At 38.6% G+C, this 19,524-nt stretch carries 21 protein-coding genes; 10 read left to right on the forward strand and 11 right to left on the reverse strand.

Annotation, left to right across the window (positions count from 1 at the left end):
* Window positions 1-137 precede the first annotated feature (137 nt).
* From recR to AC27GZ_RS06745, 4 genes are all read left to right on the forward strand, one after another.
* Window positions 138-743, forward strand: a complete 606-nt coding sequence (gene recR, locus AC27GZ_RS06730; protein ID WP_487094134.1) for a recombination mediator RecR — start codon at window positions 138-140, stop codon at window positions 741-743.
* Window positions 744-960: 217 nt separating this feature from the next.
* Window positions 961-2,922, forward strand: coding sequence for a molecular chaperone HtpG (htpG, locus tag AC27GZ_RS06735; protein ID WP_487094135.1), 1,962 nt, complete (start codon window positions 961-963; stop codon window positions 2,920-2,922).
* 239 nt (window positions 2,923-3,161) lie between these two features.
* Complete coding sequence (gene adk, locus AC27GZ_RS06740; RefSeq protein WP_487094136.1) at window positions 3,162-3,806, forward strand: adenylate kinase; 645 nt, start codon at window positions 3,162-3,164, stop codon at window positions 3,804-3,806.
* Window positions 3,807-3,898: 92 nt separating this feature from the next.
* A complete protein-coding gene (locus AC27GZ_RS06745) occupies window positions 3,899-4,291 on the forward strand; it encodes an MAPEG family protein (RefSeq protein ID WP_487094137.1) in 393 nt (130 codons plus the stop codon).
* Here the strand turns inward: AC27GZ_RS06745 and AC27GZ_RS06750 are convergent.
* The 10 genes from AC27GZ_RS06750 to hisG all read right to left on the reverse strand — a co-directional run bounded on the left by AC27GZ_RS06750 (window position 4,278) and on the right by hisG (window position 13,035).
* Window positions 4,278-4,781 carry a GNAT family N-acetyltransferase gene (locus tag AC27GZ_RS06750; protein ID WP_487094138.1) on the reverse strand — a complete coding sequence of 168 codons (504 nt, stop codon included), beginning with the start codon at window positions 4,779-4,781 and terminating at the stop codon, window positions 4,278-4,280. The genes AC27GZ_RS06745 and AC27GZ_RS06750 overlap by 14 nt on opposite strands.
* Before the next feature lie 54 nt (window positions 4,782-4,835).
* Window positions 4,836-5,708 carry a hypothetical protein gene (locus AC27GZ_RS06755; RefSeq protein WP_487094139.1) on the reverse strand — a complete coding sequence of 291 codons (873 nt, stop codon included), beginning with the start codon at window positions 5,706-5,708 and terminating at the stop codon, window positions 4,836-4,838.
* A 74-nt stretch (window positions 5,709-5,782) separates the two neighbouring features.
* Window positions 5,783-6,403: a bifunctional phosphoribosyl-AMP cyclohydrolase/phosphoribosyl-ATP diphosphatase HisIE gene (gene hisIE, locus AC27GZ_RS06760; RefSeq protein WP_487094140.1), complete on the reverse strand. Its 621-nt coding sequence runs from the start codon at window positions 6,401-6,403 to the stop codon at window positions 5,783-5,785.
* Window positions 6,397-7,173, reverse strand: coding sequence for an imidazole glycerol phosphate synthase subunit HisF (hisF, locus tag AC27GZ_RS06765; protein ID WP_487094141.1), 777 nt, complete (start codon window positions 7,171-7,173; stop codon window positions 6,397-6,399). Before hisF ends, hisIE begins: the two co-directional genes overlap by 7 nt.
* A complete protein-coding gene (gene hisA / locus AC27GZ_RS06770) occupies window positions 7,155-7,892 on the reverse strand; it encodes a 1-(5-phosphoribosyl)-5-[(5-phosphoribosylamino)methylideneamino]imidazole-4-carboxamide isomerase (RefSeq protein WP_487094142.1) in 738 nt (245 codons plus the stop codon). Before hisA ends, hisF begins: the two co-directional genes overlap by 19 nt.
* 8 nt (window positions 7,893-7,900) lie before the next feature.
* Complete coding sequence (hisH, locus tag AC27GZ_RS06775) at window positions 7,901-8,551, reverse strand: imidazole glycerol phosphate synthase subunit HisH (RefSeq protein ID WP_487094143.1); 651 nt, start codon at window positions 8,549-8,551, stop codon at window positions 7,901-7,903.
* Entirely contained in the window at window positions 8,551-9,636 is a 1,086-nt protein-coding gene (gene hisB / locus AC27GZ_RS06780) for a bifunctional histidinol-phosphatase/imidazoleglycerol-phosphate dehydratase HisB (protein WP_487094144.1), read from the reverse strand. The genes hisH and hisB overlap by 1 nt, the downstream gene beginning before the upstream one ends.
* The gene (hisC, locus tag AC27GZ_RS06785; protein ID WP_487094145.1) at window positions 9,633-10,712 is read right to left on the reverse strand and encodes a histidinol-phosphate transaminase; all 1,080 of its coding nucleotides are present in this window, start codon (window positions 10,710-10,712) and stop codon (window positions 9,633-9,635) included. The genes hisB and hisC overlap by 4 nt, the downstream gene beginning before the upstream one ends.
* Entirely contained in the window at window positions 10,712-12,028 is a 1,317-nt protein-coding gene (gene hisD, locus AC27GZ_RS06790) for a histidinol dehydrogenase (protein WP_487094146.1), read from the reverse strand. The genes hisC and hisD overlap by 1 nt, the downstream gene beginning before the upstream one ends.
* Window positions 12,029-12,132: 104 nt before the next feature.
* On the reverse strand, window positions 12,133-13,035 hold the full coding sequence (hisG, locus tag AC27GZ_RS06795; RefSeq protein ID WP_487094148.1) for an ATP phosphoribosyltransferase: 903 nt from the start codon (window positions 13,033-13,035) through the stop codon (window positions 12,133-12,135).
* A 513-nt stretch (window positions 13,036-13,548) separates the two neighbouring features.
* On the opposite strand from hisG, the gene AC27GZ_RS06800 reads away from it, so the two are divergent.
* Entirely contained in the window at window positions 13,549-13,842 is a 294-nt protein-coding gene (locus AC27GZ_RS06800; RefSeq protein ID WP_487094149.1) for a hypothetical protein, read from the forward strand.
* A gap of 87 nt (window positions 13,843-13,929) precedes the next feature.
* On the opposite strand, the gene AC27GZ_RS06805 is transcribed toward AC27GZ_RS06800, so the two are convergent.
* Complete coding sequence (locus AC27GZ_RS06805) at window positions 13,930-14,418, reverse strand: histidine kinase (protein ID WP_487094150.1); 489 nt, start codon at window positions 14,416-14,418, stop codon at window positions 13,930-13,932.
* A 294-nt stretch (window positions 14,419-14,712) separates the two neighbouring features.
* Here AC27GZ_RS06805 and yoaA point away from each other — a divergent pair, with 294 nt between their 5' ends.
* The 5 genes from yoaA to AC27GZ_RS06830 all read left to right on the forward strand — a co-directional run bounded on the left by yoaA (window position 14,713) and on the right by AC27GZ_RS06830 (window position 19,507).
* Window positions 14,713-16,656 (forward strand): DNA repair helicase YoaA, encoded by a 1,944-nt coding sequence (yoaA, locus tag AC27GZ_RS06810; RefSeq protein ID WP_487094151.1) that lies wholly within the window; start codon window positions 14,713-14,715, stop codon window positions 16,654-16,656.
* A gap of 42 nt (window positions 16,657-16,698) precedes the next feature.
* Complete coding sequence (gene tsaB / locus AC27GZ_RS06815) at window positions 16,699-17,409, forward strand: tRNA (adenosine(37)-N6)-threonylcarbamoyltransferase complex dimerization subunit type 1 TsaB (RefSeq protein WP_487094152.1); 711 nt, start codon at window positions 16,699-16,701, stop codon at window positions 17,407-17,409.
* Window positions 17,410-17,510: 101 nt separating this feature from the next.
* A complete protein-coding gene (locus tag AC27GZ_RS06820) occupies window positions 17,511-17,867 on the forward strand; it encodes a hypothetical protein (RefSeq protein WP_487094153.1) in 357 nt (118 codons plus the stop codon).
* 41 nt (window positions 17,868-17,908) lie between these two features.
* Window positions 17,909-18,592 (forward strand): M50 family metallopeptidase, encoded by a 684-nt coding sequence (locus AC27GZ_RS06825; protein ID WP_487094154.1) that lies wholly within the window; start codon window positions 17,909-17,911, stop codon window positions 18,590-18,592.
* Between the two features lie 27 nt (window positions 18,593-18,619).
* Complete coding sequence (locus tag AC27GZ_RS06830; RefSeq protein ID WP_487094155.1) at window positions 18,620-19,507, forward strand: alpha/beta fold hydrolase; 888 nt, start codon at window positions 18,620-18,622, stop codon at window positions 19,505-19,507.
* The last annotated feature ends 17 nt before the right edge of the window (window positions 19,508-19,524 follow it).

The raw sequence follows: 19,524 nt of genomic DNA on the forward strand, positions 1-19,524 counted from the left end.
ACCTTACAAAGCCTGACAATATGTTGGGCTTTTTATTTTCTTTTTCGGCAACTAATGATTGTTTAGGCTGTTTTCTATAAACTAGTGGCATTATTTCCATATGAACATTTCAGTTTAATCGAACATTATTATTTACTATGAAATTTAGCCCATTAGTACAAGAGCTTATCGACTCATTAAAATGTTTACCTGGCGTAGGAGCAAAATCAGCTCAACGTATGGCATTTCACTTGCTGGAGCGTAACCGTCGAGGTGGTGCTAAATTAGCCACAACGTTAGCGTCAGCAATGGCTGATATTGGACATTGCCAATCATGCCGTAATTTTACTGAAGAAGCCTTGTGTGAAATCTGTCAAAGTCCAAAAAGAAAAATTGCCACAACACTGTGTGTGGTTGAAAGCCCAGGAGATGTAATAGCCATTGAGCAAACCGGCGAGTTTACGGGGAAATATTTTGTACTGATGGGGCATTTATCGCCAATTGATGGTATTGGCCCCGATGAATTAGGCTTAGATATTTTGGCAAAGCAGTTTGCCAGCGGTCAATTTTTAGAAGTGATTTTGGCCACAAACCCTACTGTTGAAGGTGAGGCGACCGCACATTATATTGCCGAATTAGCACAGCAGTATGATGTCAGTATTTCACGTATAGCTCATGGTGTGCCTGTAGGTGGGGAACTTGAATACGTAGATGGTAATACCTTATCTCATGCACTGTCTGGTCGAAAAAATTATCAGTTGTAAAAAGGTATCTTAGTAAGCCAACAGTTAAGTAGTTAAATGATGCATACTGGTGAGGTTTAGCTTCGCTGTTATTATTCTTTTTCGCTTGATAAAGAATAAACTCGATACTTTTATTGTTTCTTCCCTTGAATTATTCCCCCTAACCCCCACATCGTTTCTAACGTTATTTTTAACGAATTATTTTCATCTATTTATATTTAGACAGGAGAGCTTTCAGATGTCTGAAGCAAGCCAACCAGAAGTTCATGGTTTTCAAACTGAAGTTAAACAACTTTTACAATTAATGATCCACAGTCTTTATTCAAATAAAGAAATTTTCTTACGTGAGTTAGTATCGAATGCGGCTGATGCCTCTGATAAATTGCGCTTTAAAGCTTTATCTAATGCTGACTTATTTGAAGGTGACGGTGAGTTACGTGTTCGTGTTAGTTGCGATAAAGACAACAATACGGTGACTATTTCAGATAACGGCATCGGTATGAACCATGATGATGTTATTCAACATCTAGGTACTATTGCTAAGTCAGGTACTGCTGAATTTTTCTCACAACTTTCTGGCGATCAAGCCGCTGACTCGCAGTTAATTGGTCAGTTTGGTGTTGGTTTTTATTCGGCATTTATTGTAGCTGATAAAGTAACGGTTCGTACTCGTCGTGCTGGTGATGCTGCGAGCGAAGGTGTTGAATGGGTGAGTGCTGGTGAAGGTGACTTTACAACCGCTAAAATTGAAAAGCCTGCTCGTGGTACCGATATTATTCTTCACTTAAAAGAAGATGAAAGTGAGTTTGCTGATGACTGGCGTTTAAAGTCTATCGTGACTAAATACTCAGATCACATCTCTGTTTCAGTAGAAATGTTAACACCTGAAGTACCTGCGGTTGAAGCGGTTGCTGAAGTGAAGGACGAAGAAGGTAACGTTACTTCTCCTGCTATTGAAGCACGTGATGCTGAACCTGCTAAATGGGAAGCAATCAATAAAGCTACCGCGTTATGGACACGTGAAAAAGCGGATGTGTCTGAAGATGAATATAAAGAATTTTATAAGCATGTATCCCATGACTTTGGTGACCCATTATTATGGGAGCACAACAAAGTTGAAGGTAAAACTGAATATACCTCACTGTTATATGTACCTAGCAAAGCACCGTTTGATATGTACAATCGTGAAAAACAACATGGCTTAAAACTTTATGTGCAGCGTGTATTTATCATGGATGACGCAGAGCAGTTCATGCCTACTTACTTACGTTTCGTAAAAGGCTTACTTGACTCAAATGACTTACCATTAAACGTTTCTCGTGAAATTTTACAAGATAACAAAGTAACACAAGCCATCCGTAAAGGCTGTACTAAGCGTGTGTTAAAAATGTTAGAAAAACTTGGTAAAAAAGATGCTGAAAAATACCAAGGTTTCTGGGATGAGTTTGGTCAAGTGTTAAAAGAAGGCCCGGCTGAAGATGTAGCGAATAAAGAGCAAATTGCTGGTTTATTACGTTTTGCTTCAACCAATGACGATAATGCAATTCAAAGTGTTTCTCTTGCTTCGTACATTGAACGTATGAAAGAAGGTCAAGATAAAATTTATTATGTTGTTGCTGATAGTTTTGAAGCCGCTAAAAACAGCCCTCATCTTGAAGTTTTCCGCAAAAAAGGCATTGAAGTATTACTAATGTCTGACAGAATCGATGAATGGTTAGTGAGCCACTTAAATGAATTTGACGGTAAACAGTTACAATCAGTAACTCGTGGCGGTTTAGATTTAGGTGATATGGATGACGCTGAAACTAAAGAAGCTCAAGAGAAGTTAGAAAAAGAGTTTGATTCAGTTGTTGGCCGCATCAAAGAAGCACTTAAAGACAAAGTGAAAGATGTTAAATTATCACAGCGTTTAACGGATTCACCAGCGTGTATTGTGGCTGATGAGAATGACATGAGTAGTCAAATGGCAAAATTAATGGCATCGGTTGGGCAAGAAGTGCCTGACACCTTGCCTATTTTTGAAATCAACGGTGAACATGACTTAGTTAAACATGTTGCTGATGAGCAAGACGATGACAAATTTACCCAGTGGGTTGAAGTGTTGTTTGAGCAAGCCATGTTAGCTGAGCGTGGTAGTTTGAAAGATCCTGCAAGCTTTGTTTCTCGCTTAAATAAACTAATGTTAAGTCTAACGAAGTAAAACTGCCGTTTTATAATAGACTTTAGTCGGAAAAAGGAGCTATTCACTATAAATGAATGCTCCTTTTTTGTATGCTATGCTTGTTTGCTTATTAGCATGCTTGTATAGTGTCTGCCGCAACGAATATGTTACAAAAGAATTATTACATTAGTGTGATCAAAGCCTTTATTTTGATGAAATTAACCTCACTTTAATGTAATTATTTTTATTTTAAAAACCATTTTAAAAGGTTAATTTATATGCGTATTGTACTTCTTGGTGCTCCTGGTGCGGGCAAAGGCACACAAGCACAGTTTTTAATGGCTAAATTTGGTATCCCGCAGATCTCAACGGGTGACATGTTACGTGCTGCAATAAAAGCAGGCACAGAGCTAGGTAAGCAAGCAAAAGCGGTTATGGATGCTGGCCAATTAGTATCAGATGAGCTCATTATTAGCCTAGTAAAAGAACGTGTGGCACAAGATGACTGTAAAGCAGGCTTCTTACTTGATGGTTTCCCTCGTACTATCCCTCAAGCCGATGCGATGAAGGAAAATGGTATTAATGTTGATCATGTACTTGAATTTGATGTGCCAGATGAAGTGATTGTTGAGCGTATGGCAGGACGAAGAGTGCATTCAGGATCAGGTCGAGTCTACCATTTAGTGTACAATCCGCCGAAGGTTGAAGGTAAAGATGATGTTACTGGTGAAGATTTATCGATTCGTCCTGATGATGAAGAAGCGACAGTTCGTAAGCGTTTAGCGATTTATCATGAGCAAACAAAACCTTTAGTTGACTTCTATCAAAATGAAGCACAATCAGGTAATTGCCAGTATTTAACCGTTGATGGTACTCAAGCTGTTGAAGCGGTTAATGCCTTATTAAGTGAACAATTAGCTTAACCAGCTCTTGTTTATAGAAAATTAAATAAAACTCGCTTCGGCGAGTTTTTTGTTTTAGGCTGACAGGCAAGTTACAGCAAGGAGCCTTAACAATGACTTTAACAATTACCGCCTTTTATGCCAGTTTACTCGCATTAGTGTATCTTTCTTTATCTTTTAAAGTGATAGCGCTAAGAAGAAAACTTCGAGTAGGAGTTGGTGATGGGGGCGAAAAACTGTTAACTAAAGCGATCAGAGTACATGGCAACTTTGCAGAATATATTCCTTTAGCACTTATCTTATTAGCTTGCTATGAGTTAAATAATGCTAATAGTGTCTGGATCCATGTTTTTGGTGGCACATTATTGTTAGGAAGAGTTTTGCATGCTATCGGATTAAGCAAATCTATTGGTATTTCTTCTGCGCGAGTGATGGGAATGAGTTTAACCTTTTTTGTTTTGCTGGTTTTATCAATTGCCAATATTAGTACTTTTATAAGCGTTTAACAGGCGCTTCATTAACCATGGCAATATGAGGAATATTATCCTCCAGATACATGTCAGATACCTGAATAAAGCCATGCTGTTGATAAAAGCCATGTAAATGCTCTTGTGCGGATATTTTGATAGCTTGCTCAGGAAAATATTGCTGACATAACTGGCTAGCTTTTATCATTAATTCGTGACCTAAGCCTGTTCCTCTAGCGTGCTGTGCAATAGCGACTCTGCCAATGCTGATGTAATTTTCATAGCTTTGTCCTTTAGCGAGTATACGTAAATAAGCCACTAATTTTCCATGTTGATAACCGAGTAAATGTATGGTTTCAGGGTGCCTGTCCAGCTGGTTCTCTTCGCCATCCAAGTCAGGGTAGTAACAAGTTTGTTCAACAACAAAGACATCGATTCTTAATTTAAGTAATTCATATAATTCATTAAGTGATAATTCACTAAAATGCTTAATCTTCCATTGTGTATTTTGCGGCGTGCTCTCGCTCATTAAAATTCTCCATTATTGTTGCAAGGTAATTGATCTGCGTGAGTTAGCCAATAGTTATGGGTTTAGAATTTTGTACATCTTCCTATCGACAAAAAAGCCAGCCTCGGTATATGCCTTGGTAATCGCTTTTCGATCACGGAGTATTTTCAACCCTTTGTTTATTGCAGTAAAGGCTTCATTACCTTGAGGGTGCTCTTTACTGATAACAAAGTGACGAGAATCTTGTAGTACAATAGCGATATTTTTTACTGGCATTAAATGTATTTTCTCTATCGTAAAGCTTTGATCAGGCGTGGAGTTAAATGGCATTAACATAAAGTCTACCCATTGAATACTGACCATGCGCGCCATTGAAAGCCATGAGTCTTCTGCAATTAAATTCTTTAAGGGTAATGATTGTAATGTGTGCCAATCAGTTCGCCATTTAGGAGTAGAAACTGAAGTAAATTCTTGTAAATCCTCTAATGTTTTTATATTGAGTACTTTTTGATTGTTAGGGCTGGTGTATATGCCAGCAACATACTCACCTTTTCTGATAACTGGCTCTGAAATGTATAGTTTGTCTGCTAAGGCTTCAGCATCACGGCTCCAGTATGAATCAAAACTGATAAGCAAATCACCATCTTGCAGCATTTTAGTGTTTCTAAAATTAACTTTACCCGGCGCATAAGAAAACTCGTACTTAAACCCGCCTAGTCGCAATGCTTGTTGAGCTATGATCATATCAACCACATCGCGTCTGACGGCTTTACCTGAGAATTTATTAATGGTGAGAACGTCTTTTTCACCTACAAAATTTTGATAATCTTCAAAAACATCATCTCGAATATAAATTAAAATAGTATTTGAGCGGGCGTAAGAGACTGTATTAACAAAAAATATTAATATAAAAGCCAGAAAGCATATAAAAGCGTTAAGTATTTTCAAAACTTTATCTCAAAAAAATACTGTTAGTTATGTTATAACAAGGTTATATACTTTTATCAAAGTACAATTGATGACTACTTGTTATGACGGGCTTGTAATACTGCCATAACTTCAGCTAAATCAATCTTTTGATCAGCAAGCAATACCAAGGTGTGATAAAACAAGTCTGCGCATTCACCCAATAAATCTTCTTTGGTTTCAGCAACGGCAGCTAAGGCTACTTCAACCCCTTCTTCGCCCACTTTTTGCGCTATTTTAGTTGTGCCTCGAGAGAATAAGTGTGCAGTGTAACTCTCTTTAGCATCGTCACCTTTACGGCTAGCAATCACTTGTTCAAGTTGGCTTAAAAAGTTTTGCTGTGTGAGTTTTTGCTCAGGAAAACATGATTCTGTACCTAAGTGACAGCTTGGTCCTATTGGCGTACAAGCAATGAGTAAACTGTCTTGGTCACAGTCTGTCAGTACTTCTTGCACATTTAAAAAGTTACCTGAGGTTTCACCTTTAACCCATAAAGCTTGCTTTGAGCGACTGTAAAAGGTGGCTTTGCCTGATTCAAGTGTTGCTGTTAATGAGTCTTTACTCATATAGCCTTGCATTAAAACAGCGCCTGTTGCTGCATGCTGAATAATAGCAGGGATAAGGTTGTCCATTTTCTGCCATGATAATTCGTTGATATTTTCAGTCGTTACTAACATGGTCTTACCTCAATGTTTTGTGCTTTTAAATAGGTTTTTAGTTCACTAATAGGGATTATGCCTTTATGGAATACAGAAGCCGCTAGTGCGCCATCTACATCGGCCTGCTGATATACATCGCTAAAGTGCTCGATAGCACCTGCACCGCCAGAAGCAATTAAAGGCACATTGCAAACATCACGTGCTTGCTGTAATTGTTCAATATCATAACCTTGGCGAACACCATCTTGGTTCATACAGTTTAAGACTATTTCGCCAGCACCAAGACTAACTACTTTTTTAATCCAGTCAAACGTCGTCCAAGTGGTTTTTTGGGTGCGGGTTTCATCACCAGTAAACTGGTACACTTGGTAGCTGCCCGTCTCTTTGTCATAAAAGCTATCAATACCAACAACAACACATTGCTGACCAAAATGATCTGCAAGGCGTGAAATAAGTGACGGATCACGAAGGGCTGGTGAGTTGATGGAAATTTTATCTGCTCCCATCATTAATATTTCTTTCGCATCAGCTTCGCTTTTAATGCCGCCAGCGACACAGAAAGGAATATCAATAACTTGCGCGATACGACTTACCCAACTTTTATCAACAACACGGCCATCTGAGCTAGCAGTAATATCATAAAATACTAATTCATCGGCACCTGCTTCGGCGTATTTTTGAGCAAGGGGAACAATATCACCAATAATTTCATGGTTTCTAAATTGCACGCCTTTAACGACTTTACCGTCACGTACATCTAAGCAAGGTATTATTCTGCGGGCCAACATGCGATAGCCTCCTCAAGGGTAAATTTACCTTCTAATAGCGAGCGCCCTAAAATAACACCGCTTACGCCGGTACCGATTAAGGCTTTAATGTCGTCTAATGAGCCAATGCCACCAGAAGCTTGCCATTCAATGCTAGGATACTTTTTGCATAGCTCAATATATAAATCTACATTGGAACCGCTTAAAGTCCCGTCTTTAGAGATGTCTGTACACAATATGTGCTTTATACCTGCATCAATATAAGCATCAAGAAGATCTTCTAAGTTTACGCCGCTGTCTTCTATCCAGCCGTGTGTCGGTAAAGTTTTGTTGCCTTGCTCGTCAATTTTAATATCTAGGGCTAAGACAATTTTTTCACCACCGTAGGTTGCGAGCCATTCAAGCACTAATTCAGGCTGTTTAATAGCAAGTGAGCCAATCACAACGCGGGTGGCGCCTAAATCGAGTAATTGTTGAACGTCTTCTTCACAGCGAATACCACCGCCTACTTGGGTGATCATGGTCTCATGGTTGACAACGGTTTTAAGCGTAGATAACTGACGTTTACTGCTGTCTTTGGCACCATCTAAGTCGACAAAGTGCATTACTGTCGCACCCGCAGCAGCATAAGCCTGTTGACGCTCTTTAACTGTGTATTGGTAATTGGTTTTTTGATTGTAATCGCCTTGAAATAAACGGACTACTTCGCCGTTAATAAGGTCAATTGCTGGGATCATCATAATGTTGTTTATTCCGATTTTAATTGTGTAGAGTCAAGCGTCAAAAAGTTTTGAATAATTTTACTGCCTAAGGCGCCAGAGCGTTCGGGATGGAATTGGCAACCTATAAAGTTGTCTTTGCCAATGATGGCAGAAAACTCACTACCGTATTCGCAACTGGCTAGGGTATACTGGCTAATGGGGGCAGCATAGCTATGCACAAAATAGAAGTAGTCATCAACGTTAATACCTTTAAGTACAGGATGGTCGCTCACACTGGTCAGGGTATTCCATCCCATATGTGGCAATCTTTTATTATGTGCCTTTAATGGTTCAACATTAGTTGGGATCATACCTAAGCACTTGATAGTATTTTCTTCACTATCCTTATCTTTCACTAGACCTTCTGTCGAAGACTTAGTCATCAGCTGCATGCCTAAACAAAAGCCTAACACGGGTTGTTTTAAGTTCTGTAAGGTTGAAACAAGTTGTTTTTCGTTGATATTTGCCATGGCATGTTTAGCACTGCCAACACCGGGGAAAATCACTTTGTCAGCGGCTTTAATTTGTTCAATATCATCAGTAATCACGGCATTGAAGCCAAGGCGTTCAATAGCAAACTTTACCGAAGATAAATTTGCACAGCCGGTATCGACAATAACATTGCTTGACTCTGTCATTAAAGTGTTCCTTTTGAGCTAGGCATTTCATCACCTTCCACTTTAATTGCTTGACCAAGTGCACGTCCAAATACTTTAAATAGGCTCTCAACTTGGTGATGACAGTTACCTTTGCTTGTAGATAGGTGCAAAGTGATTAGCATTGAGTCTGCTAAAGAGCGGAAAAAGTGCGATACCATTTGCGTTGACATAGTGCCGACATTTTCACTGGTAAATTCGGCATCAAATTCTAGCCAAGGTCGTCCGGATAAATCAATCGCACACTCAGCGCGACATTCATCCATGGGTAAAACAAAACCAAAACGGCCAATACCACGTTTATTACCCAACGCTTGGTTTAGTGCTTGACCTAACGCAAGTGCGGTATCTTCAACACTGTGATGCTCATCAATGTGATAGTCACCACTTACGTTGCAGTCTAAGCGGAAGCCACCATGTGTTGCGATTTGATCTAACATGTGATCAAAAAATCCTAAGCCAGTGTCAATTTGACTGCCGCCTTTTTTATCTAAATTCACGGTAATGGTTATATCTGTTTCTTTAGTTGTTCGGGTAACGCTTGCAATACGAGGCTTTTCTAATGAGTCTATAATTTGTTCACTGATTTGTGGCCAATTATTTTGTTCGCGATCATATTTTATCCCGACAATACCCATGTTGGCGGCTAAGCCAAGGTCGGTTTCTCTATCACCAATTACATATGAGCTGGTGAAATCAATTCGGCCTTGTTGCAGGTAATCACTGACCATGCCTAACTTTGGCTTACGACAGCTACAGTTGTCTTCATCAAAGTGAGGGCAAAGTAAAACATCTTGAAATACAACGCCTTGTGAAGAGAAAATGGACATCATTTTATCATGAGGTAAGTCAAAATCACTCTGTGGGAAGCTTGAAGTACCTAAGCCATCTTGATTAGATACCATTACTAAAACAAAGCCCTTCGCTTGTAACTTTAACAATTCAGGGATTACGTTTGGCTCAAATACTAATTTTTCTAAGGTATCAAGCTGTTTATCAATAGCTGGCTCTTCAACTAAGGTACCGTCACGGTCGATAAATAATATTTTCTGCTGTTTATTGCTCATGATAAAACTTCTTTCAGTTGTGTTATTTCTTGTTCACTGCCTATGCTAATGCGAAGACAGTTTTCTAACTGCATTTGCTTAGATTGATCGCGAATTAATATGTTCTTGCTGACTAATGATTCAAATATACGTGTTTTTTCACTGTCATTAATGCAGCGAAATAGGACAAAATTGGCATGACTGTCAAAAACCTCTGCACACCATGGTTGGTTGATGAGCCATGCTGATAAATCGGCCTTAATTTGATTGCATACTTGAACGCGATCTGTCATCAAGGTGAGATCGGTTGTCAGTGCTTTACTGGCGATATCTGCAACAGGTGCTGATATTGGATACGGCGCGATGACTTTACTCAACAATGTAATAATTGCTTCGCTTGCTAATGTAAAACCACACCTTAAGCCTGCTAACGCGAATGCTTTTGAAAGGGTTCTAAGTACAATTACATTGTCATATTCAGTTAAGAGTGGGGTACTTGTCTCTTCTGGGCTAAATTCAATATAGGCTTCATCAACGACAACAACGGCGCTATCTTTAAATAACTCAATAGCTTGAATGATTTGTGCTTTAGGTAATAAATTACCTGTTGGGTTACCCGGTGAGCATAAAAAGACAACGTTAGCATTACCTACTTGTTTAGCTAACTCATCTAAGTTTAATTCGTTATTGATGAGTGGTACTTTCACGATACCTGCACCATGATTTTCAGCACTAATGGCGTACATGCCATAAGTTGGTGGGCAGATTAAAATATTGTCTCGGTAAGCGCGACAAAAACTGCGAATAATTAGTTCTATCCCTTCATCCGCTCCTCGGGTTGCTAATACTTGTGAGCGTTCAAGATTGCAATATTGGCTGTAAGCATTTAATAAATCGTCAGGCTGAAAATCTGGGTAGCGATTAATGTTGGCACTTGTAACTGTGTACTCGCCATTTCCTGGTGCTTCATTGGCATTTAGCCAAACCTTTCTATTGGCTTGCTCTGAACTACCACTGGCAAACAACCTACGTGCTGATTGATAAGGAATCATTTCAATCAGCTCTTCACGAGCAAGTTTGTTGATTAAGTCAGACATTAGTTATTTTCCAGTTCAGCGTCTTCTAAACGAATGGTAACCGCTCTTTGGTGAGCATCTAGACCTTCTGCATCTGTTAACTCAATAATACATTCAGCAAGGTTGGTTAAACCTGCTTTGCTGATTTCTTGCACGGTATAGCGGCGAGAAAAATCGGCTAATGACAAACTAGAGATAACTTTAGAGTAGCCGTAAGTGGGTAAAACATGATTAGTGCCGCTTGCGTAATCACCTGCTGATTCGGGTGTGTAAGGACCCACAAAAATAGAGCCGGCATTACGTAATTCAGATAATAGGCTTTGTGGGTTCTGTGTTTGTACAATTAAGTGCTCAGGACCGTAGCGATTGGATACTTCGATGGCTTGTGCCATATTTTCAGTTAAAATCAGTCGAGATTGTTTTAATGCTTGTTTTGCGATCGCTTGTCTTGATAATAAGGCAACTTGCTGGGTTAACTCATTTGCGACTTCGTTGATTAAGTTTTCGCTGTCAGTTAATAAAATAACTTGGCTATCTGCGCCGTGCTCTGCTTGTGAGAGTAAATCTGCAGCAATGAAAGCAGCGTTAGCTTGTTTATCAGCAATCACTAATACTTCTGAAGGCCCTGCTGGCATATCAATCGCAAAACCGGCTACTTGTTGAGAAAGCTGTTTTTTTGCTTCAGTAACGTAGCGGTTTCCTGGACCGAAAACTTTATTTACGGGCGGAATACTTTCTGTGCCATAAGCAAGTGCAGCTATCGCCTGTGCGCCACCAATGGAATATATTTCAGTAATACCACACAGTTTAGCGGCGGCTAATATTTCATTCGCTAATTGACCATTTTTATCAGGAGGACAGACTAATACAACACGTTTACAACCAGCAAGTTGAGCTGGTACGCCTAACATCAATACTGTTGATGGTAATGGTGCGCTACCCGCTGGAATATATAAACCAACACTTTCTATGGCTTCTGTTTTAAGTGTACAAACGACACCAGGGCAAGTTTCTACTGAAATATCTTTAGCGGTTTGTGCACTGTGAAAGCGTTTGATTTGTGCATAAGCTGTTTCAATAGCTTTTAAACGTTTTTCACTTAAAGCTTGGGTGGCTTGCTCAACTTGCTCAGGCGTTACCGATAAGCTTGGTAATGCAATACCATCAAACTGCTCAGTAAGTGAAAACAGCGCTTTGTCGCCTTGTTTATGAACCTGAGTCAAGATGTTAGCCACTTGAGTTGAAAGTAAGGCGTTGTCTGCAATTGCTGGGCGGGCAAGTGCATCACACTTTTGTTGGTTAGATATCATTTGCCAATTGATGATTTGAGTATTCATAATATTCTCTAATTCTTTACTGCATTATATTCATTCATTTGTGTTAACTTGCAACTAGTGGTTCTAGGGTTGATTTGACCAACTAGCCAATTAAGTTAATGAATTTAGCCCATCATTTTTTCTATCGGCATGACTAGGATAGAGTCACAACCTAACTCTTTTAATTTTTCCATGGTTTCCCAGAAGAAAGTTTCAGTAGCCACTACATGTACTGCAACTAAGTCATCTCTACCTGCAAGCGGTAAAATAGTTGGTGTTTCTTTACCTGGCATTAAGGCGCTTACTTCGGTGACTTTTTCTTTTGGAGCGTGAAGCATAATGTACTTACTTTCTTTGGCTTTCATTACACCGTTAATACGAGGGAGTAAAGTATCTAAAATTGCTTGCTTTTCATTACCTAGAGGTTCTGAGCGTTGAATTAATGATGCTTTTGAGCGAAATACTTCAGCCACTTCTTTTAAACCATTCGCTTCAAGTGTTGCACCCGTGGATACTAAATCACAAATACCGTCGGCTAAACCCACTCTTGGCGCTACTTCAACAGAGCCTTTTAATAGACAAAACTCAACACTGATGCCATTTTCTTTAGCGAAACGATTCAATAACTGTGGGTAAGTCGTCGCAAAGCGTAAACCATCTAAACATTGTAAACCTGTATAGTTGAATTCTTCAGGCATAGCAATTGAAAAACGACAGCCACCAAAATTTAATGCTGTGGTTTTAATATAACTGTTTTTACTGCCAATAAGTGCGCGTGATAGCTCTTCTTCTTCAAGGGTGTTATCACCCACAATACCTAAGTCACAAACGCCATCCATAACAAGCCCTGGTATATCGCTGCTGCGTACTCGCATGATATCAATTGGCATGTTTTTTACATGGGCTAGTAAACGACGATCGCTCACGTTAAGTTTTAATCCGCAGCCTTTTAGTAGTTTTTGTGTGTCTTCACTAAGGCGTCCTGATTTTTGCATCGCTATGCGTAAACGGGGCTCTGATGTTGTCATTGTATTGAATCCTAATTTATAAAATTGTTAATGCTCTAAATATGTATATACAATTTTCAGGGGCATAAAATGCGAAAAACCCCCGAAAGATTTATGGCTCTTTCGGGGGTTTATAAATACGTTTCTTTAGTTTAACACCACGAAAAGCCTAAAGCCCTTCATGGTTTGCTCTACACTATATTAGGTAGAGACCTGAACGGGCTAATTAATATGATGGTGATGATGTCGGCTGTTCAGGTTAAAAGTCATAATGTGTTAAACTCATTAAGTAAGTGTAAAATTTCTATGTGGCTAGACTACTGCTAAAGCTATTTAGCTGCAAGGAATAAATAAGCAATTTTTATGTTTATTTGTTATATAGTGCGAACCTAGAGTTATTACTCTTTTATTCGCTATTTTATTCGCTATGTAATGAAGAGAATTTGCTCTCATTAAAGCTTTCGTCTTAATAACCGATAAATAGTTAATACTATGAGTTATTATGATTGAGAATTACCTTTAAGTTGAAATGTCATGGATATATTTACTACGGTGTTAACACGTGTTGTCCCTGTACCTATTAAGCCCGCCAGCTTAAAAGTTAAAGCTTTATTAAAAGAAGCGGGTACAGGTAAATTAAAGGAAGATTTGGATCACCTTGAAAACCATGAATACTATTTCAACGATAATTCCCAAGGTGAGCAGGATAAGACCCGGGACCAACAAGCTGCTAATTCTGCTGATAATACATTGCATGATACTGACAAAAAGGGTGAAGGGATAACAGTGTCAGACGAAGGTGTGAAGCATTTAGATCTTTACGTATGAACTGTAGAAACTGCCATTGCTTATTCTATCTAAGTATTTAATTCACATTATTAATAGAATGAACTTAACCATTGAGGCTTAGGTTCATTAGATTTTAAAGTGCATTGAACTTGCATTGGCTATACGTCTTAATGTTTCGATATTTTCATCAGACCAATAAGTTACTTTATCGACACTTTCACAACAGATAATACCCGCAGGAAGAAAATCTTGATGCAAAATAAAATCAAGTAATGAATGTATATTCAGTGGCACAAAGTATAAATCATTAAAACATTTTGTTAATTCATGCGCTCTGGCTTCTGGAGCATTGATTACTTCATGATCTAAAATACCTTTAAAGTAATCAGCGAAATCTGACGCAGTGAGCGTCATACCTGATGTAAATTCATGACTAGCTGCGTCATAGCAGATTAATGAAGTTATACTTTTAAAATCATTAGAAAAAGTCCATAAACTAACTCTGTCGGCACCTTTTATAGCTTGAGAAGTGATGACACATATTTCTTTTAATTTGTCTTGGGTACTTATTCCCGGATTCGTGAGTAAAGCTGTTAGTTTAATATGTAAATCCATTCAAACCCCATTCTTTTACTAAATATTTTGGTAAGTCAATTAAGTACAGCAGTAAAGTATGTTGTGAAAAAGTTATTGTGTAATTCAATTAATATAATTTCATTATAGCCCCTAATAAAAATTAGGGTTTTAATATTCTATATTAGCTTTAATCATTTTAAGTGTAATGTTGATAAGTACTAACGTCCAGTTTTAAAGAAACAATGCCATTTTCATTTAACCTTTAAGTTTATTTATAAAACAGTATAATCTGCAGCTCTTCTCACTTTTCACTAAATTATTTATTGCCACTGAATGACTACCGTAGCTCAAGCTTTTTCATCTAATGGCGCGTTAGCTAATGCTATTGATGGCTTTTCGCCACGCCAAGCACAAACAGATATGGCGTTAGAAGTTGCCAACGCTATTGAAAAGCAATCTTCACTTGTTGTTGAAGCTGGCACAGGAACGGGCAAAACTTTTGCTTATTTAATACCGGCTTTTCTTAGTGTTAATACTGCATCCAGTGGTGATGAGCTTAATACTAAAATCATTGTTTCTACGGGGACAAAAAACCTGCAAGAGCAACTCTTCCATAAAGATATTCCTCTGGTAAAAAAAGCTTTGTCACGTAATGTTCAGGTTGCCTTGTTAAAAGGGCGGGCTAATTATTTGTGTCGTTATCGATTGGCACAATATCAAGAAACACGTGGTCAGTTAGATGCCAACACCTTAAATGATCTTGTGAAAGTAAAGACATGGGCAAACAGTACCCAAAGTGGTGATATTGGAGAATTAGTTGATGTCACTGAAGATTCCGCTGTTTTCCCTTTTGTTACCAGTACTTTAGATAATTGTTTAGCAAAAGACTGTCCTGAATACGAGCAGTGTTATCTTGTTAAAGCTAGACAAAAAGCAATCGATGCTGATTTGATTGTGGTGAACCATCATTTATTTTTTGCTGATATGGCGTTAAAAGATACAGGCTTTGGTGAGTTAATCCCTAAAGCACAAGTGATGATATTCGATGAAGCTCATCAAATAGGGGATATTGCCAGTGATTACTTTGGTGAAGCATTCTCTACTCGTCAATTGGTTGATTTATGCACGGATGTCTTACAAATATTTCGCAGTAAATTAACTGACGTAAAACAGTTAGGTTTAGCGGCTGAAAAACTGCAAAAAACGTGTCAAGAATTTAGATTGCTTTTCAAACATGATCCCGAGCGAGGGAACTGGCGGGAGAAATATCAACAGCAACAGTTCTTGCGGAAATTTCAAAGCTTAAAGGTTGATTTAGATTTTTTGTTTCAAGTCATTAAGCTGTGTATTTCACGTAATGAAGCCATTGATAATTGTTATGACAGAGCCGTTAAATTACTGGGTCAATATGATGTTATGGCAAACGTTGATGTCAACGGTATAAGTTTTTGGTATGAAACTACGCCACGTCATGTCGTTTTACATCTGACGCCATTAAGTGTTGCAGATAAGTTTAGCACTTATGTGAAAGAGTCTGGTGCTGGCTGGATTTTTACTTCAGCAACCTTAGCCGTAGATAATAGTTTTGAGCACTTTACTTCGCACTTAGGGTTAACAGGTGCGAATCATTTAATGTTGGAAAGTCCGTTTGATTATCAACAGCAATCACAACTCATTGTGCCTCGTTATTTACCTGAAGCAAATGATAAAAACAGAGCTGAGCAGTTAGCAAAATTAGCTATACCATTAATTAAGGCAAGTAATGGCGCTTGCTTTATGTTGTTTACTAGCTACCGAGTTATGCATCAAGTTGCAGAAATACTTGCTGATGAAATTGACAACCCTTTGTTAGTGCAAGGACAAATGGGTAAACGCGTTTTATTAGAAAATTTTGTAAACTCTCAAGAGGCAGTATTGCTTGCTACGGCGAGTTTTTGGGAAGGTATCGATGTTAGAGGTGATAAGTTAACTTGTGTTATCATTGACAAGTTACCTTTCGCCTCACCTGATGATCCTTTATTGCAAGCACGTTGTGAAGATGTCAGACGACAAGGAGGCGATGCTTTTGCGCAAATACAACTGCCTCAAGCCGTTATTGCGCTTAAACAGGGAGTAGGGCGCTTGATACGCGATGTGAGTGATCGTGGAGTTATGGTGATTTGTGATAACCGTTTAGTGAATCGTCCTTATGGGCAAACCTTTTTAAAAAGTTTGCCGGATATGAAACGCAGTAGAGATCTCTCAAAAGCAACAATTTTTCTTGAAAATATTAGTTAAAAAATATTGGTTATAAGTATTGTTTAATCTAAGGAATTAATAGTGAATTATTTGGCCATTGATGCTTCAACAGAAGCCTGTTCAGTAGCATTGAAAATTAACGACACCATGATTAGTCGTTATGATATTTGTCCACAATCTCATAGCCTACAACTATTACCTATGGTTGATGAGTTATTGAAAGAGGCCGACATAAAATTATCACAATGTGATGGTTTGATCTTTGGTCAAGGCCCTGGCAGTTTTACTGGCGTTCGTATCGGTGTTGGTGTTGCTCAGGGATTAGCGTTTGCCGCTGATTTACCAGTAGTAGGTGTTTCAAGCTTGCAGGCTATGGCGCAGTTAGCTTATATAAAGCACCAGAAAACTCAGGTTATTTCTGCTATTGATGCCAGAATGAACGAAGTGTATAACGGGTATTTTGTACTCAATGAAGAAAATATTATGACAGCTCAGTTGCTATCGGATGAGCTTGCTGAGTCCGTTACCCCGCCAGAATTAGTTCAGGAAAGGTTATCGACAATAGTTACAGAACCTGTATATGGTGTAGGTACAGGCTGGGATGCGTATAGTGAAGTCTTATCAGTCCTTAAAAGCAATCAAGATACACCTGATATTTTGTTTCCAAGCGCTGAGGCAATGTTAGTGATAGGAGAGAAGTCTCTTCTTCGCGGAGAAGGTGTCGAGGCCGAACATGCACAACCGGTTTATGTACGTGACACGGTTTCTTGGAAAAAATTACCGGGTCGCTAATACCTGTGGTTAATAGCCAGTGGTTAATAGGCATTGGCTAATAGACAAAGGCTTATAGGGTATACTTGACTACTCAGACAAGTGTTTGTTAAATTTACATTATGCAGATATCGAGCTCAATAGGGCAAACCTCACCGTTTGGCGCTGTTTCAAAACCAAACGAAAATCAAAGGCTGAATGCTGACACTAAGGATTCAGTACGACGAGTCGATCCTGAACTTGAGCAAAAGCGTTCTTCAGAGCAACAGCCGCAATCAAACATTGTGCTTGATGAACAAGCGATAGCTTTTTTTGAAGAAAACCAAAAAGCTCAGTCTAATAACCAACAATACTCTTCTGCTAGTCATGATCAGCCTTTAGCAAAAAATGAAACGGCTGTTGCTAGCTATCAAGCTATTGATAATCTTGCCCAACGTGAATCAGTACAACAGTTGTTTGGCGTTGACTTATTTGCTTAGTCAGCAAAATAAACTTTTTCACTAAATAACATAGAGTTTTCATGCCTTCTTCTTATTCGTCTAGCCAAAACTCATCAAGATTTTGGCAAAAGTATCAATTTTTTATCATACTACTTGTTGCTGTTGTCATTAAGCAGTTACCTTTAGTGTCAATTCCATTTAATTGGCTAGAAAGTTACTTTCATGAAGTCAGTCATGGTATTGCAGCTATTTTAACTGGCGGGAGCGTAATCCGTATTCAGCTTTTCCCTAACGGTGCCGGTTTATGTACAACTCAAGGAGGCATTGCTTTTGTTATAAGTTTTGCTGGTTATGCAGGAGCAACACTTTGGGGTTGGGGTATTTATAAATTAGCCAGTGCCCATCAACGTGCAGCACAAATTTTTTCTGTATTCATTTTTATTTTATTGACCAGCTCTATCCTTTTATGGGGTAGAGATCTGCTTACCTGGTTTATTTTAGCGATATTGGCAGCAATCTTCTTGTTGGCTATAAAAGTTGGAAAAATCCATTATTTGCAAACCTTAATGCAATTATTCGGCTTGTTAATTTTATTGAATAGTTTATCTAGCCCTTCATATTTACTTGATGGACGAAATTTAGGTGATGGCGCTGCGTTAGCGTCAATGACCTTTATTCCTGAAATTATCTGGGTAGGTATTTGGTTTTCATTAGCATTATTGGCTTTGTACTCATTGTACAGAGCCGCTCGAAAAGCTAAGTAGACTATAAAAACTAAATAGGGACTAACCTTGTTAAATAACATTGAAGAAGTCAGCTACTCCTTTGAAACTATGTCTATACAAGGAATAGCAACAGGGGCATGTAATAACAATAAAGATAATATTGTCTTGTGCTTGCATGGCTGGCTTGATAATGCGGCAAGCTTTCAGCCGCTTTTCCCTTTTTTATCTGATACCTTACCTGATAAACATATTATTGCCATCGACTGGCCTGGACATGGTCATTCAAGTCATAAAAGCCTTGATGCTCATTACCACTTTATTGACTGGGTATATGATCTGTTACAGCTGTTTGAGTTAAATCAATGGCAGCAAGTGGATATTGTCGCTCACTCTATGGGAGCTATGGTGGCAAGTGCTTTCGCTGCGGCTTTTCCTGAAAAAGTAAAATCACTTACTTTGATTGACTCCATCGGCTTTATTAGTGCTAAAGCTGAACAAACTACGCAGCAGTTACGTGATGGTATGCTTAGCCGATATAAAAATCGTGCTCAACAACACAATAAAAAACCTAAAAAGTTCCATTCTAGTCTAGAATCAGCCATAAAAGCTCGTTTGAGTGTTTCAGATCTCAATTATGATCTCGTTAAATTATTGGTAGAAAGAGGTGCGGTAAAAACATCGCAAGGGATTAGCTGGCGAAGTGACATGCGTCTTCGAAATACCTCTCCTTACCGCCTAACGTTAAAGCAAGCTCAGCAGTTTATACGCGATATTAAATGCCCTGTACAACTTATTTACGGAAGTCAGGGGATGGATATGGTAAGTTCTGGTATAGACTTATTTGGACCTTTGTTTTCAGACTTTAGTTGTTATAAGTTATGTGGAGGCCACCATGTTCATATGGAACAGCCGGAAAAAACAGGACAATTGATTGAACATTTTTTAGCTAAATGATGGTGTTTGTTTTAAAA

The organism is Colwellia sp. SU-HH00943 (assembly GCF_057546125.1).

Excerpts from the sequence above, each read along its gene's own strand:
- yoaA (WP_487094151.1), top strand. The coding sequence starts at position 14,713 with ATGACTACCGTAGCTCAAGCTTTTTCATCTAATGGCGCGTTAGCTAAT.
- AC27GZ_RS06800 (WP_487094149.1), top strand. The coding sequence starts at position 13,549 with ATGGATATATTTACTACGGTGTTAACACGTGTTGTCCCTGTACCTATT.
- recR (WP_487094134.1), top strand. The coding sequence starts at position 138 with ATGAAATTTAGCCCATTAGTACAAGAGCTTATCGACTCATTAAAATGT.
- hisG (WP_487094148.1), bottom strand. The coding sequence starts at position 13,035 with ATGACAACATCAGAGCCCCGTTTACGCATAGCGATGCAAAAATCAGGA.
- htpG (WP_487094135.1), top strand. The coding sequence starts at position 961 with ATGTCTGAAGCAAGCCAACCAGAAGTTCATGGTTTTCAAACTGAAGTT.
- hisIE (WP_487094140.1), bottom strand. The coding sequence starts at position 6,403 with ATGTTAGTAACGACTGAAAATATCAACGAATTATCATGGCAGAAAATG.
- hisB (WP_487094144.1), bottom strand. The coding sequence starts at position 9,636 with ATGAGCAATAAACAGCAGAAAATATTATTTATCGACCGTGACGGTACC.
- AC27GZ_RS06825 (WP_487094154.1), top strand. The coding sequence starts at position 17,909 with ATGCCTTCTTCTTATTCGTCTAGCCAAAACTCATCAAGATTTTGGCAA.
- AC27GZ_RS06750 (WP_487094138.1), bottom strand. The coding sequence starts at position 4,781 with ATGAGCGAGAGCACGCCGCAAAATACACAATGGAAGATTAAGCATTTT.
- AC27GZ_RS06820 (WP_487094153.1), top strand. The coding sequence starts at position 17,511 with ATGCAGATATCGAGCTCAATAGGGCAAACCTCACCGTTTGGCGCTGTT.
- hisC (WP_487094145.1), bottom strand. The coding sequence starts at position 10,712 with ATGTCTGACTTAATCAACAAACTTGCTCGTGAAGAGCTGATTGAAATG.
- AC27GZ_RS06805 (WP_487094150.1), bottom strand. The coding sequence starts at position 14,418 with ATGGATTTACATATTAAACTAACAGCTTTACTCACGAATCCGGGAATA.
- hisF (WP_487094141.1), bottom strand. The coding sequence starts at position 7,173 with ATGTTGGCCCGCAGAATAATACCTTGCTTAGATGTACGTGACGGTAAA.
- hisH (WP_487094143.1), bottom strand. The coding sequence starts at position 8,551 with ATGACAGAGTCAAGCAATGTTATTGTCGATACCGGCTGTGCAAATTTA.
- AC27GZ_RS06745 (WP_487094137.1), top strand. The coding sequence starts at position 3,899 with ATGACTTTAACAATTACCGCCTTTTATGCCAGTTTACTCGCATTAGTG.
- hisD (WP_487094146.1), bottom strand. The coding sequence starts at position 12,028 with ATGAATACTCAAATCATCAATTGGCAAATGATATCTAACCAACAAAAG.
- hisA (WP_487094142.1), bottom strand. The coding sequence starts at position 7,892 with ATGATGATCCCAGCAATTGACCTTATTAACGGCGAAGTAGTCCGTTTA.
- adk (WP_487094136.1), top strand. The coding sequence starts at position 3,162 with ATGCGTATTGTACTTCTTGGTGCTCCTGGTGCGGGCAAAGGCACACAA.